Origin of the sequence: Hoeflea phototrophica DFL-43, assembly GCF_000154705.2 — a bacterium.
In the GTDB taxonomy this organism is placed as follows: domain Bacteria; phylum Pseudomonadota; class Alphaproteobacteria; order Rhizobiales; family Rhizobiaceae; genus Hoeflea; species Hoeflea phototrophica.
Genome location: NZ_CM002917.1, coordinates 1624804 through 1638676, shown reverse-complemented (window position 1 = coordinate 1638676; position 13873 = coordinate 1624804). Strand labels below are relative to the sequence as shown.

The following is a 13873-nucleotide window of genomic DNA, read 5'->3' as shown; positions in this document are numbered from 1 at the left end:
AAGCTCGGCTATGCCGCCTGGGAATACCGGCCGCCGGACGGGGCGGCGTGGCCCGTGCCCGAGACCGTGAAACGTGCGGCGAGCTCCGCCAGCGTCTGGTTGATCCCGAGCAGGTTCTGCGTGGCGGCATTGGTCTGCTCGACCATCGCCGCGTTTTGCTGGGTAATCTGATCCATCGAATTGATCGAGGCATTGATTTCGGCAATGCCCGACGACTGTTCCTGGGAAGACTTGGAGATTGAGGCAAAGTGCTCGCTGATGGAGCTGATCTGTCCGCCAATGCTGCCTAGCGCCTTGCCGGTCTTGTTGACCAACGTCACTCCCTGCATGACATCGCTGAACGAAGCCTCAATCAGTTCCTTGATTTCCTTGGCTGCGGATGCCGAACGCTGGGCCAGTTCGCGCACTTCCTGAGCGACAACCGCAAACCCTCTGCCCGCTTCCCCTGCCCGCGCAGCCTCAACACCGGCATTGAGCGCAAGCAGATTGGTCTGGAACGAGATCTCGTCGATGACCGTGATGATCTGGGTGATCTTCTTGGAGGATTCCTCGATTTTGCCCATGGCCGCAATTGCCTCGGTCACGGTTTCGCCGGACTCCTTGGCTTCGACCGAAGTTTGCTCGACAACCTGTCGCGCCTCGGTGGTGCGCTCGGCGGACTGTTTCGAGATGATGGAAATCTCTTCGATCGCTGCGGCCGTTTCCTCCAGCGCCGCGGCCTGCTGTTCGGTCCGCTTTGCCATGTCATCTGTGGCGCGTGAAAGCTCGCGGGTATCGGAATTCGACTGCTGGATTGAGGCGATCATATCCGAAAAGGCTTCATTCAGCTTGGCAACGGAACTGTTGTAGTTGCTCTTGAGCTGATCAAATTCAGGGGCGAGATCCTCATTGATCGTGGAACCGAGATCGCCCGCCGACAATCCGCTGAGGGCACGGTCCAACGCACCCAACGCCTTGTCCTGTTCGGCCTTGAGGCGCGCCTGTTCGGCTTCCGCCCGCTCGCGCTCTTTGGCAAGCTCGTCGAGATAGACCGAGATAGAGTAGTCCATGTCAAGCATGGCTGCCTTGATCACCGCGGCAATGCCCGCGGCAGTCTTGCCAGCCTTCTTGCCCATCCCATACTTGCCGAGTTCGGATTGAATGGCGTTCTTGGTCAACTCTTCAAGCAGCAATGCGTAGGCACCAATGTACCATTGCGGTTCGAGACCAAGCTTCGCATGAACCTTGCCAATGCGGGTGACAGCATCGACATACTGCTGATCGAATTTGGCGGAGGAGATGACCTCCCAGTGATCGATCTGCTTCTGTTTGGCATGCTCCATATGGGCTGCATCACGGAAATGCTTCGCCGTTTCCGGCTGAGCTGCCGCCTGTTTGTAAAACCGGTCGAGCGCGGGGCCCATTGATTTGTCAAGCTGCGGCTTGAAAGCGACAAGTGCTTGGCGCTGCGCTTCATCAAAAGCCAAAAAGCTGAGTTTCTCCTCAATGCCGACGCCTGCGTGATTGTCCTGGCCCACGGTAAACCCCCTCAAAACAGCATCAACTTCGCGATTTTCATTCACATTTTGACGACAATTCCGGAGCCCTTCATGGATTCCTGAGAACATATATGTATACATTTACTCTAATTTAGAGTTAATCGAAAATTGACGCGAGGCAGCTTTCCGACTGAATCCGACCTTGGATTTTCACCCCTAAGAAGCCATATTTTGACCATGGGTACCACTCACCTTGAGCGGTGGTAGAAGCACTTGCTGCTCGGGCTCAATACGTTCGGGCGCTCAGGCGGGGCGCAATGCCAGCCAGATCATATGGCGCGCGCCGCGCTTCTTGGTGCTGGCGCGGGTTGGCTTTTCTTCAACCTGGAAACCCGCATGCCGGAGCCGCTGGGTAAACGCCGGGTCAGGAGCGGACGACCAGACCGAAAAGATGCCGCCCGGCGCAAGGGCCTGATGTGCAGCGGCCAGTCCGCTGGCGGAATAGAGTGCATCATTGCCTCCACGCGTCAGCCCATCGGGGCCGTTGTCGACATCAAGCAGGATCGCATCCCACCCGCTCCTGGCGGTTCGGATCAACTCGCCGACATCCCCCTGATGCAGGGCCACGCGCGGATCATCGAGACAGCCTGCAAAGAGCGATGCCATTGGCCCTTGCGCCCAGGCGACAACCTCGGGAACAAGTTCCGCGACCGTGATGGAAGCGCCTTGACCCAGTGCCGCCAAGGCAGCGCGCACGGTGAACCCCATTCCCAGTCCGCCAATCAGAATCCGCGGCGACGCCCGCCCTTCAAGCCTTTCCGCCGCCAGATTGGCCAGCGCCTCTTCCGATCCACTCAGACGGCTGTTCATCAACTCGTTGGAGCCGAGCATGATTGAATATTCCGTGCCGCGGCGCATCAGCTTGAGCTCGACGCCATCTTCGAGCGTGACGGCATCCAGCCGTTCCCAGGGGATCATGATGGCAGGCCTTTCCAGACAGGAGCAAGTGCGTGAATGCAGGGTGATGGCCCGAAAACGTGCGGAGAGCAAGTCGGGTGCTGATACCCTCGAAACCAACTCCTTAGGACACTGTCTCGATTGAGAAGCCGAACCCCGGTTTCAAGGAACTTTAGCGACCAATAATTGATCAACTTAATTGATCTGCCCTTTTTTTGTGCAACAATTCCGGCAGGACATCCGCATCCCGGCTCTTACAAAGCTGGCATGCTCCTTGCTGGACTCTTCGCGCTATCGGGGAGCACTTCATGGAGTTTCGGTTTTTTGAGATCTATCGCAGCCAGGAATATATGGGGCTGCTTGCGGAGGGCGCAGCGCTCAGTTCGGCGCTGGCGATCGGAAGCGGCCTGCTGGGGTTCCTGCTTGCTGCTGTTTTGTCATCCTTGCGTTACTTCGAAGTCCCGGGCTTGCGCCATTTCGCCACCGCCTATGTCGAGGTCATCCGCAACACGCCGCTGATCGTGCAGCTGTTCTTCTTCGCCTTCGGGCTACCGCTTCTGGTCGGTTACGCCTGGCCGTTCTGGGCGCATGCGTTGCTGGCGCTGACGATCAATTTTTCCGGATATTTCTCCGAGATCCTGCGCGCCGGTTATGCGGCCGTCCCGGCGGGTCAGGTGGAAGCGGCCATGGCGCTGGGGGTGAAGAAGCTCACCCTGTTCCGCAAGGTCATTTTCCCGCAGGCCGTCGCTGCGATGTATTCCTCGCTCAACAGTCAGTTCATCTTCCTGTTCCTGACCACCGGTGTGATCGCGGAAATCGGGGTGACGGACCTGACCTCAGCCGGGTTGTTCATCGACAGCCGGACCTTCCGCTCGTTCGAGGTCTTCATCACGCTGACGGTGATCTACATCCTGCTGGCACTGGCGTTCAAGGCGCTGCTTAACGGGGCCTATTACCAGATGTTCCAGTGGAAGCGCGCCCGATGAGCGAGCTGTTCACAGCCGTCCTGGGCAAGCCATTCGGCGTGGTGGTCTACCAGCTTCTGGCGGCCACCCAGTATACGATCTACCTTTCCCTGATCGCGCTGATCGGCGGCGGGCTTATCGCGCTGGTGATCACCATCGTGCGAACCTCCCCCTATCTCAACGCAAAGCGGGTGGCGGCCGGCTATATCTGGCTGTTCCAGTCGGTGCCGCTGCTGATGCTCTTGTTTCTCATCGGGCTCGGGATCCCGCGCATTCTGGGGGTCAATGTAAATCCCTGGCTGGCCGCCAGCATTGCCCTGGTGGTCTATGCCAGCGCTTATCTGGCCGATGTCTGGCGCGGCGCTGTTGAATCCATTCCGGCCGGACAATGGGAAGGCGCTCGTGCGCTCGGACTGTCCTTCCTGAAGATCGTCCGGCTGGTGATCCTGCCACAGGCGGTCCGCATCTCGCTGGCACCGACCGTGGGCTTCACGGTGCAGATCATCAAGGGCACATCGCTGGCCTACATCATCGGGTTCTATGACCTGATGAGCATCGGCAAGCGCTGGGCCAATGCGCCGGTGAGCGGCACAGAGCCCTATGTGATCTTCCCGCTGATGGCGCTGATCTATTTCTGCCTGTGCTTTCCCCTCTCGGTCTGGGCCAGACGTCTGGAGCGCAGGCTCGGCGCCGTGTCTTCCAAGCAAATTCCGAAACTTCCCTGATCGGATCTAGCCGCACATTCGTGCACTCAATGAAAGGAACTACCATGCTGAATAAACTGAGAACCGCGACCCTGGCGCTTTGCGTCGCAACGGTTGGCTTTGCCGGCGCTGCCCATGCGGAGCTGTCGGACATTCTCGAAGCCGGAACAATCAAGATCGGCATTCCCGAAAGCTTCCCGCCATTCGGTTCACTCGGTGCAGAGGGTGAGTATGAAGGCTACGACGTCGACGTCGCCAAGCTGATCGCCGAGGACCTGGGCATTGACATCGAGCTGGTGCCGGTGACCTCCAAGCAGCGCATTCCGTTTCTGGAAACCGACCGCGTCGACCTGATCATCTCGTCGATGGGCGCCAATCCCGAACGCGCCAAATCGATCTGGTTCTCGAGCGCCTATGCGCCGTTCTTCTCCGGCGCTTTCGCCAGCACGGACATGGCGATTTCGTCGATGGCGGATCTGGCCGGCAAGAAGGTCGGCGTCACCGGCGGCTCGCTCGAAGACATCGAACTCACCGAGAACAGCCCTGAGGGTACCGAGATCATCCGTTTCGGCGACAATGCAGCAACGCTGTCAGCTTATGTTTCGGGCCAGGTGGACGTGCTTGTCACCGGCAACACGGTCGCCGCCCAGGTATCAGCCGACAATCCGGACCTGAGCATGGAAACCAAGTTCATCATCAAGGAATCCCCGGCCTTCATCGGCGTGAAGAAGGGCAATGTGGACCTGCTGCAGTGGGTCAACGTGTTCATTCTGCACAAGAAGCTCGGCGGACAGCTCAACGCGTTCTCCGAGAAATGGCTGGGCCAGAAGCTGCCGCCGCTGCCTTCGCTGTAATCCAGCTCTCAGAGCACCCCGAAACAGAAAGGCGGGTCCGGGAAACCGCGCCCGCCTTTTGTTTGGCAAAGCGCTGGTCTGCCGAACCCGGCTTTGCCTTTGCGGCCGCTATATCGCCTGAGATTGACCGGTGCGCTTGTCAAACGCCTCGCGGGCCGCCTCCACCTCAGGCATTTGTTCGATGGTCCAGCCATAAAGCGCCTTGAAGGGTGGCTGCAGGGTGCGGCCGAGCGGGGTGATTTCATATTCGACCCCCACCGGGGATGTCGGCAGCACCCGCCGCTCGACAAGGCCATTGCGCTCAAGGCGTCTTAGGCAGTCGGTCAGCGCCTTTTGGGTGATGCCTTCCAGATGCCGCTTGATGGCATTGAAACGCACCGGCCCCGCATCCAGAACCGCCAGCACCATCATCGACCATTTGTCGGCAATCTGCTCGAACAACACACGGCTCGGACAGCTGGCCGAAAAGCTCTCACAGGCGATTTTATCCATGGTGGTTTCCTTCAGTATACCTGGTCAATTCAAAGTGCGTTCTTGAACCTTGGTATAGGATATATACCTGTTTGGTCTCTTTGAAAAGGACAACCAAGACCATGCCAACACTTCCCAACACCGACAGCCTGTTCCGCCCCTTCGAATTGAAGTCGCTGAAGCTCAAGAACCGGATCGTCATGGCCCCAATGACGCGGGTTTTCTCGCCTGAGGGTATTCCCGGGCCGGATGTGGCTGCCTACTACCGCCGCCGTGCCGAGAACGAAGTCGGACTGATCCTCTCCGAGGGAACGGTGGTCGACAGGCCCGCCTCGCGCAACGAGGCCGGAATTCCCTTTTTCCACGGCGCGGACGCGCTTGCCGGCTGGGCCGATGTCATCAACGGCGTGCATGCCGCAGGCGGCAAGATGGGCCCGCAGATCTGGCACACCGGCGCGACCCGCGGCATGTTCGGCTGGACGCCCGAAGCGCCAGTCGAGAGCCCGTCAGGCCTAAACGCCCCCGGCGACCCGAACGGCGTTGCCATGAGCGATGAGGACATCGCCGACACGATAGCCGCCTTTGCAAAGGCCGCAGCGGATGCAAAGCGGCTTGGATTTGACGTGGTCGAGATCCATGGTGCGCATGGCTATCTGATCGACCAGTTCTTCTGGCACGCCACAAACCAGCGCGACGACCGCTATGGCGGCGCGTCGCTGAAGGAACGTTCCCGCTTCGCTGCCGAAGTGGTGGCTGCAACCCGCGCCGCAGTCGGCCCCGATTATCCGCTGTTGATGCGGCTCAGCCAGTGGAAGCAGCAGGATTTCGAGGTCCGGCTTGCCACCACACCCGGTGAGATGGAAGACTGGCTGATGCCGCTCAAGGACGCTGGCGTCGACATTTTCCATTGCTCGCAACGCCGCTTCTGGGAACCGGAATTTCCCGAAATCGATGGCGAGGAAGGTCTCAATTTTGCCGGCTGGGCCAAGAAGCTGACCGGCGCTGCCACCATCTCCGTCGGATCGGTGGGACTGTCGGGCGAATTCATGGCCGCGTTCGGTGGAGAGACATCCTCCCCGGTGGGCCTCGATGGCCTGGTCAGGCGCATGGAAGCCGGGGAATTCGACCTGATCGCTGTCGGCCGCGCGATCCTGGGAGACCCGCAATGGGTGACCAAGATCAGGACCGGCAGCGCGGATGATCTCAAGGCGTTCGATCCCGCATCATTGGCCGAACTGGTCTGACGAGAACGCCGCCGGGATCAGTTCCCGGCGGCTCCTTTTCAGCCCGAGCGACAGCAGAGCTGTTTCTGTCTGGCACTTGAGATCGAAATGCAACATGCTGTTCCGTGATGAAGACACCATTTGACCTGAGACTGCTGACGACGTTCGCTGCGGTCGCCGAGCACCAAAGCTTCTCCAGGGCGGCCAAGGCACTTGGGGTGGCGAAGGGCACGGTGAGCCGCACAATCACTCAGCTTGAGGCTGAACTGGGCATCGAGCTGGTCCACCGGACGACCCACCATGTGGCGCTGTCGACTGCCGGTGCTGCGCTTTATGAGCGTACGCGCGGGCATCTCTCGGCGCTGCAGACGTCTGTCAGCAACCTGCCGGAGCTTGAGGACGAGCCTTCAGGATTGTTGCGCATTGCCGCAGCACCCGAATTCGGTGTGCTGGTGCTGCCGGCGATCATATCGGCGTTTTCGCAGCGCTTTCCCAATGTGCGCTTCGACATCCGCCTGAGCACAGACAATGCCGACCTGGTCCGAGAGGGCTACGATCTGGCGATCAGGGTTGCAACCGGCTCACTCAAGGATTCGGCCTTGAAAATGCGCCGCATCGCTCGCGGCACGACCGCCTTCTATGCTGCCCCGGCCTATATCGCGCGCCAGGGACGTCCAAAACGACTGCTCGAAAAACGCCACAGCTGGGTGTTGCACGCAGGTATTGTTCAATTGCTCAAGTTAGATGCCGATGGCGTACAGTACTGCGTTGACGACTTCTTTCTGGCGCGCGACCTGATGCGCGAGGGCGTTGGCGTCGGCTTGCTGCCGACCTTCATGGCGCGCAGCGACCTCAAGGAAGGCTTGCTTGAGGAGGTGTCGCTGCAGGAACCTCATGTGCTCTTTGGTGATCTTGTCGTGCTTTATCCGTCAAGCGGTCAGACACCAAAGAAAGTCACGGCATTTCGCGACTTTCTGGTTGAGACCCTCAAGTCGGGCACTGTGCTGTAAGCCTGGCTTGGGTTCACCAAGTCCAACCAAATGGGCCCCGAGCGGCCCCTTGCTCTGCCTGACCGGCGCGCCTCCGATGGCGCCCCATTCTCACTATCAGGTGATGCCTCGCGCTTCGGGCTGGCGCTCCGGCTGCGGAGACGGTTTAATTGCTGCAGACCGACGGGAGGAGCCGTGCGCACGATTTTTTTCACAGCGCTTTTGCTGATGTTTTTCAACGCCCAGGCAAGTGCTCAAGACTGCCCGGACTTCTTTCGCTTCGTGGATTTCGGCCTTAGAGCAGCAGACGGGACGGTCCATCGTGGAGGCCCGACCTACCGGGCCGAGGGCTTTGACGGGCAGGCATTGCTGATCCGCGAACTCACCATCTGCCGCCAAGTGCGCGAGCTGGCGGTGGATGGGCGCGGCAATCCGATCCCTGTCGTCACAAGTATCGACTACGACCCCGAAAAGACGGGCATCGACCTCATGGAACTGCGTCTGGAAGCGGTGGACGACATCGCGTCCGAGACCGAGCGCAACGCGAGCGGTCATCGCGCCCGGCTCGAGCAGCCCAACATCGTCACAACGCAGGGATCAAACTATCTGTGCGCAAGCTTCGAGGGATCGGACTCATTCAGTTGCCAGTTGGTCTCCCCGTTCGGGGGCAATCTGGCCCTGGTGGTCCACTGCACGCGTTCGGCATGCAGAATGCCGGTGCTCGCGGTGAAGGACAACATCGCTGCGGCTGCAAGCTGGCGACCGTCCGAGGCCGCAATGAAGCACCCCGGGGCCTGGGCATCAGAGATTGCGGACAGGGTTCGACAGGTCCACGGCTTTCTGGCGCCGCTGTCGTCCTAGAGCGCCGTGCGTCCAATTGGACGCACAAAGGTCGCTCTAACACTTTAATTTGATGCATGTACGTTATCACTCAATTGAATCCAATTGAGTGCGACATGCATTAGGAGCGCGGTTCTACTGTCAAAATTGTCGTGGCGTTTCCCGACTGTCCGCGCGCACGCAAGTGAGGCGTCATTGAGACGCCGCATGCTCCAGGCTGATCTTCAGTCTGGCACCTGTTGCCGCCGCATAGCGTTGCAATGCCTTCATCGAAGGGCTGACGCGCCCGCTTTCCAGTTTGGCAACATAGGACTGGGAAGTCTGCATTCTCTCAGCAACCTGCTCCTGGGTCATGTCGGCCTCGGCACGGGCACGGATTAGTGCCTCGGCGATCGAAAACTCGTCCGCCAGTGAAACGTATTCGGTGCGCACATCGGGGCGCTTCAACAGTTTCTTCTTCAGTGCATTCAACTTCGTCATTTGACGTCCTTTGCGCGCTTTAAAGCGAGTTCAATCTCACGCCGCGGGGTCTTCTGCGTCTTCTTGGCAAACACCCGAACCACGACAACCCGTTTGGGTCTGGCGACCACATAAAGGGCGCGCGAAATACCATCCCTGCCCTTCATCCGGATTTCCCAAAGCGGGCCTTCCAGATGCTTCACATGAGGTTTCCGGATCCGCTCCAGCCCCAAAGCTTCAATCAACTCACCTATTCGGATGAATTTGGCGATCTGATCGGCCGGCAGCGCTGACAGTTCCGCGTCGACTGCCGCATCAAGAGTCTCAACACTCCACGTCATTTGCATATATCAAATCTGACATAATTCTGCAATCACCACCTGATTGCAAACCATGCAGCAATGCACGTGGCGCAAAAGCAAGGGGCAGCAGTCGGTTCATCTCACCTGACGATCACCAACCGCTCCGCCGCCCTTGTGATCGCGGTGTAGAGCCAGCGCTCTCTTGTGTCGCGGAAGGCGTAGCTTTCGTCGAACAGTACAACCGAATTCCACTGCGAGCCTTGCGCCTTGTGGACGGTCAGCGCGTAGCCATAGTCGAAATCGTCGTAACGCTTCTTGGTTGACCACGGGACTTCGAGATCAGGGTCCTCGAACACGCTTTTAAGCAACTTGATCTTGGAGGCGCCGCGATCCATGTCGTCGTCTTCTGGGCGGATCATCAGGTTGATGCCGGGTTTGACGGTCTCTTTCGACGAGGTCATCACCTGCCAGAGCGAGCCGTTGAGCAGCGCCTTGGAGGGGTCGTTTCTCAGGCACACAAGCTTGTCACCCGCCTGCGGGATCGCCTGGGTGAAGCCCTTGAGCTCGCGCAGGCGCATGTTGTAGCGCCGCCTTGTGCGGTTGGTGCCGACCAGCACCTGATCGGCCTCGAGCACCATGTCGCGGTCAACCTGGTTCTTGCCGATCACCTGTGCGGTGCCGTAATCGCCATGCATGATCTCGTTGCCTTCGCGCACCTGCATGGCGAGATCGATAATCGGGTTGTCGCGGGCCTGACGGTGAATTTCGGTGAGCAGAATGTCGGGTTCGTGCTCGGTGAAATAGCCGCCGCCGGAGATTGGCGGAAGCTGACCGGGATCGCCCAGGACCAGGATCGGCGTGCCAAAACTCATCAGGTCGCGGCCCAGCGCCTCATCCACCATCGAGCATTCATCGATGATGATCAGCGCGGCTTGCGCCAGCGGGCTCTGCCGGTTGATCGAGAACAGGGGCGAGACCGTGGTCTTGCCGGTCTCCTCGTCGGACACCTCCTCCTCGCCCTTGGGCCGGTAGATCAGCGAATGGATGGTGCGGGCATTGGAAGCGCCGCGGGCGCGCAGCACCTGGGCCGCCTTGCCGGTGAAGGCGGCAAACAGCACCTCGCCATCGACATGCTCGGCAAAATGCTTGGCCAGCGTCGTCTTGCCGGTGCCGGCATAGCCGAACAGCCGGAAGACCGGTGAACGGCCATCCTTGAGCCAGCGCGCGACGGCCTTGAGCGCCTCATCCTGTTGGGGTGAAAACTTCATAGCTTCTCATGGCAGATTCGCTCAGATGTGTCGCCCTTGCCCGGGGCGGTTTGCGATCACCCGCGCCCGGGATCGTTTTCCAGCAAAATCGGCATGCCATGCGGGGTGGCGTGGGCGGCACGCTGCCAGGCGTCGGACATCGCGTCTATCGCCTCTTGTCCGGCGATACCTTTCGCGGTGATCAACGCTTCGAGCGCTGCGAGCCAGTGCTCATAATAGTCACTGCCATCCTGCGCCGCAGCGGGGCTTGCAACCTGCCGGGACAGCTCTGCCGCCCATTCGCTCCAAGTGAACAGCCCACGCTCGTTGAGCGCCACGGCGAGCGCAAAGGCCTGGGCCTGCCAGGGCTCGGCAAAGACCGGGGCGTCGGGCGTTTCGCCGCCGGGCAAGCGGAACGGCAGGGCCTGGGGCGGATTGATCCGCTCAGACGTGCTCAAGATAGCTCTCCCAGGCGTCGATCGAGACGGTGAGTGCCGGATCGGATTTTTTGCCCCACAATTCGCGCCCCTCGAATGTGACGGTGTAGACATGCTGTGGGTTCTCGCCGTTGCCATGGGCATTGGTGTCGGGGAAAACGTATCCCTCGCGCCAGGCCTCGACGACGCCTGTCTTGCCGCGGGCATAGCGAGGCAGCCGGGTATGGCCCGTCGGGTGCTCATTGATGGTGCGAACCCGGTCTCCGGGCTTGAACTTCGGCGCTGTCAGCACTGCGCGGTCGCACGGGCCGCCGCGGGCCAGCGTTTCGGCGACATCCCCGGCCTTGAGAACCCTTTTGGGCACCACGCCCTTCCAGACCTTGTGGCCGGCTTCGATCTCGTCAGCGGAGACAAAGCCATGGCGTTCAAGCAGTTTTTCCAGCGCCCGGATCCAGATCTCGTAATAGCTCGCATTGTAGTAGAGCGCGGGATGCAGGCTTTCGCGGGTGTGGCGGCTTTCATCGATGTTCCAGGCCCCCATGGTGCCGGCGGCCAGCGTGATGCCGAGCGCCCGGCGCTCCCAGTCCGCATGAAATTTCGGCTCGGCCGGGTCGGGCGCAATCGGGCCAAACCCCATCTGGCCGCCAAGATCGTGTGGGCCATTCATGGCTTCGGCTCCAAGGCGTCCGGCGCGCCCGCCACAGGCCACAGGGCCCGCGGATCGAGCGAACCGGGCCTGAGCGGCAGGCCGGTGCCGATCATCGAGTCGCGGGTCACGAGGCGGGCCAGTTCATCCTCGCCCAGGCCGTCGGTCTCGGCGGGACGCGCCGGCACCACCATGTAGCGCAGCTCGGCAGTGGAATCCCACACCCTGATCCGGGTCGCTTCAGGCAGTTTGAGGCCGAATTCGGCCAGCACGCCGCGCGGATCGATCACCGCCTGGCTGCGGAAGGCCGGCGCCTTGTACCAGGTCGGCGGGACGCCCAGCACGGTCCACGGGTAGCAGGAGCAGAGCGTGCAGACGATGAGATTGTGGGTGTCTTCCGTGTTGAACACTGCCTGCATGTGCTCACCCTGGCGGCCCGTGTAGCCGAGCGAGGCAATCGCCTCGGTGGCATCGCGCTTAAGCCAATCGGCAAACTTCGGATCGCACCATGCCCTGGCCACCACGCGGGCGCCATTGCGCGGGCCGACTTTGTGTTCGTAAGTGTCGACAATGGCATCGATGGCGGCAGGATCGATCAGGCCTTTTTGGGTGAGGATGGTCTCAAGCGCCCTGACCCTTGCGGCAAAGGGGTCGAGTTCGTTGTCATGATCGTGGTCGTGGCTGTGATCGTGTCCCATGTTTTGAAGCTACCTCGGGTATGGGTCTATCGCAACATCGGCCAGAGGCTCGCCACCAGCAGCACTGCCATGGTGATGTTGAACCATTTGAGACGGACCGGATCGGAGAGCCATGAGCGCATCGCCGAGCCGAAGCCGGCCCAGGTCGAGACGCTTGGCATGTTGGTGAGCGTGAAAGCCAGGCCGACCAGCAGCACCGAGAGGCTGTAATGGTCGGGATTGGTGAAAATCGTCATGGCGGTCACCGCCATCACCCAGGCTTTCGGGTTGACCCACTGGAAGCTGGCGGCCTGCAGAAAAGACAACGGATTTGCGCCGACCTTGCCATCGGGAAGCGACCGGGAACTGCCGATCTTCCAGGCGATGTAGACAAGGTAGCAACCGCCCAGAATTTTCAGCGCAAGATAGAGTTCGGGCACCGTATGCAGCAGCGCGCCAAGGCCGAAGCCCACACCCAGAAGCAGCGAGAGAAAGCCAAAACCGATGCCGAACATGTGCGGGAGGGTGCGGCGGAAGCCGAAATTCACCCCCGAGGCAAACAGCATCATGTTGTTGGGACCTGGCGTCACCGAAGACACGAAGGCAAAGGTGATCAACGAAAGGAACGTTTCCATGCCCATGAAGGCCTCCCCGGAACCAAGCCGGTTATCGAATTAGACCAACATCTTACAAAGGCTTTTTCTGTAAGGAAAACAAATTGTCGTCATGCCAGCATTCGAAGCTATGATGGTTTCAAACTGAAAGGACGCTCCATGGTCGGCCCCCTCCCTCATGTTTCCTTTGCCGATGGCACACGCGTTCCCGCGCTGGGGCTTGGTACCTGGCACATGGGCGAGACCCGTGCTTCCGCCAGCGATGAAATCCGGGCGCTCAAGGCCGGAATCGATTGCGGCATGACGCTGATCGATACGGCTGAGATGTATGCCTCAGGCGGCGCGGAGGAAATCACCGGCGAAGCCATACAGGGGCGTCGGGATGAAGTGTTTTTGGTCTCCAAGGTGCTTCCGTCCAATGCCAGCCGCAAGGGCACAATCGCGGCCTGCGAAGCCAGCCTGAAGCGGCTTGGTACCGACCGGATCGATTTGTACCTCTTGCACTGGCCGGGCCGGCACCCGCTCAGGGGAACCATCGAGGCGTTCGAGGAACTGCGCGCCTCCGGCAAGATCCTGCGCTGGGGTGTCTCCAATTTCGACACGGTCGGCATGAAACAGATCTCGTCCCTGCCCGGCGGACAGAACTGCGCGTCCAACCAAGTGCTCTACAACCTGTCGACGCGCGGGATAGAGTTCGACCTTTTGCCGTGGATGGCTGAACAGTCGATGCCGCTGATGGCCTATTCACCGCTCGACGAGGGGCGGCTGATGCGGCACCCCGGGCTGGGAAGGATGGCCGGACAACTTGGCGTCACGCCGGCGCAACTGGCACTGGCCTTCCTGCTCACCCGTGACAATGTGATTTCCATTCCCAAGTCATCGAGCCCGGAACGGGTCATGGAAAACCGTGCCAGCGCCGATATCGCCCTTAGCGATGGTCAGCTCGCCGAACTCGACCTGATGTTCCCGCCGCCGCGCTCGCGCGAGCCGCTGCAGATGATCTGAAAAAA

17 protein-coding genes are annotated in these 13873 nt (G+C 60.3%); 7 read left to right on the top strand and 10 right to left on the bottom strand.

The genetic code is table 11. The features are described 5' to 3' along the window. Positions 1-8: 8 nt before the first annotated feature. Entirely contained in the window at positions 9-1517 is a 1509-nt protein-coding gene (locus HPDFL43_RS07590) for a globin-coupled sensor protein (RefSeq protein ID WP_007196716.1), read from the bottom strand. 264 nt (positions 1518-1781) lie between these two features. Next, positions 1782-2456 (bottom strand): spermidine synthase, encoded by a 675-nt coding sequence (locus HPDFL43_RS07585; protein ID WP_007196715.1) that lies wholly within the window; start codon positions 2454-2456, stop codon positions 1782-1784. Positions 2457-2743: 287 nt separating this feature from the next. On the opposite strand from HPDFL43_RS07585, the gene HPDFL43_RS07580 reads away from it, so the two are divergent. The 3 genes from HPDFL43_RS07580 to HPDFL43_RS07570 are packed head-to-tail and all read left to right on the top strand — an operon-like array spanning position 2744 to position 4958. Next, a complete protein-coding gene (locus tag HPDFL43_RS07580; RefSeq protein WP_007196714.1) occupies positions 2744-3421 on the top strand; it encodes an amino acid ABC transporter permease in 678 nt (225 codons plus the stop codon). Continuing rightward, positions 3418-4125, top strand: coding sequence for an amino acid ABC transporter permease (locus HPDFL43_RS07575; RefSeq protein WP_007196713.1), 708 nt, complete (start codon positions 3418-3420; stop codon positions 4123-4125). Before HPDFL43_RS07580 ends, HPDFL43_RS07575 begins: the two co-directional genes overlap by 4 nt. Before the next feature lie 44 nt (positions 4126-4169). After that, a complete protein-coding gene (locus HPDFL43_RS07570) occupies positions 4170-4958 on the top strand; it encodes a transporter substrate-binding domain-containing protein (protein WP_007196712.1) in 789 nt (262 codons plus the stop codon). 108 nt (positions 4959-5066) lie between these two features. Here the strand turns inward: HPDFL43_RS07570 and HPDFL43_RS07565 are convergent, their stop codons facing one another. After that, the gene (locus tag HPDFL43_RS07565) at positions 5067-5450 is read right to left on the bottom strand and encodes a winged helix-turn-helix transcriptional regulator (RefSeq protein ID WP_007196711.1); all 384 of its coding nucleotides are present in this window, start codon (positions 5448-5450) and stop codon (positions 5067-5069) included. Between the two features lie 101 nt (positions 5451-5551). On the opposite strand from HPDFL43_RS07565, the gene HPDFL43_RS07560 reads away from it, so the two are divergent. From HPDFL43_RS07560 to HPDFL43_RS07550, 3 genes are all read left to right on the top strand, one after another. Then, a complete protein-coding gene (locus HPDFL43_RS07560) occupies positions 5552-6673 on the top strand; it encodes an NADH:flavin oxidoreductase (protein WP_007196710.1) in 1122 nt (373 codons plus the stop codon). Between the two features lie 107 nt (positions 6674-6780). Then, entirely contained in the window at positions 6781-7662 is an 882-nt protein-coding gene (locus HPDFL43_RS07555; protein ID WP_007196709.1) for a LysR family transcriptional regulator, read from the top strand. Positions 7663-7836: 174 nt separating this feature from the next. Then, complete coding sequence (locus HPDFL43_RS07550) at positions 7837-8502, top strand: hypothetical protein (protein ID WP_040449122.1); 666 nt, start codon at positions 7837-7839, stop codon at positions 8500-8502. A gap of 171 nt (positions 8503-8673) precedes the next feature. Here the strand turns inward: HPDFL43_RS07550 and HPDFL43_RS07545 are convergent, their stop codons facing one another. From HPDFL43_RS07545 to HPDFL43_RS07515, 7 genes are all read right to left on the bottom strand, one after another. Beyond that, entirely contained in the window at positions 8674-8961 is a 288-nt protein-coding gene (locus HPDFL43_RS07545; protein ID WP_007196708.1) for a helix-turn-helix domain-containing protein, read from the bottom strand. Next, the gene (locus tag HPDFL43_RS07540; RefSeq protein WP_007196707.1) at positions 8958-9281 is read right to left on the bottom strand and encodes a type II toxin-antitoxin system RelE/ParE family toxin; all 324 of its coding nucleotides are present in this window, start codon (positions 9279-9281) and stop codon (positions 8958-8960) included. The genes HPDFL43_RS07545 and HPDFL43_RS07540 overlap by 4 nt, the downstream gene beginning before the upstream one ends. Before the next feature lie 101 nt (positions 9282-9382). Next, positions 9383-10510, bottom strand: a complete 1128-nt coding sequence (locus tag HPDFL43_RS07535; RefSeq protein WP_007196706.1) for an ATP-dependent DNA helicase — start codon at positions 10508-10510, stop codon at positions 9383-9385. Positions 10511-10566: 56 nt separating this feature from the next. Then, positions 10567-10899, bottom strand: a complete 333-nt coding sequence (locus HPDFL43_RS07530; protein ID WP_007196705.1) for a nitrile hydratase accessory protein — start codon at positions 10897-10899, stop codon at positions 10567-10569. A 34-nt stretch (positions 10900-10933) separates the two neighbouring features. After that, positions 10934-11593, bottom strand: a complete 660-nt coding sequence (gene nthB, locus HPDFL43_RS07525) for a nitrile hydratase subunit beta (RefSeq protein WP_007196704.1) — start codon at positions 11591-11593, stop codon at positions 10934-10936. Then, positions 11590-12270, bottom strand: coding sequence for a nitrile hydratase subunit alpha (gene nthA, locus HPDFL43_RS07520; protein ID WP_007196703.1), 681 nt, complete (start codon positions 12268-12270; stop codon positions 11590-11592). Before nthA ends, nthB begins: the two co-directional genes overlap by 4 nt. Positions 12271-12296: 26 nt before the next feature. Then, the gene (locus tag HPDFL43_RS07515) at positions 12297-12890 is read right to left on the bottom strand and encodes a LysE family translocator (RefSeq protein ID WP_007196702.1); all 594 of its coding nucleotides are present in this window, start codon (positions 12888-12890) and stop codon (positions 12297-12299) included. Positions 12891-13022: 132 nt separating this feature from the next. Between HPDFL43_RS07515 and HPDFL43_RS07510 the strand changes: the two genes are divergently transcribed. Then, on the top strand, positions 13023-13868 hold the full coding sequence (locus HPDFL43_RS07510) for an aldo/keto reductase (protein ID WP_007196701.1): 846 nt from the start codon (positions 13023-13025) through the stop codon (positions 13866-13868). Positions 13869-13873 lie beyond the last annotated feature (5 nt).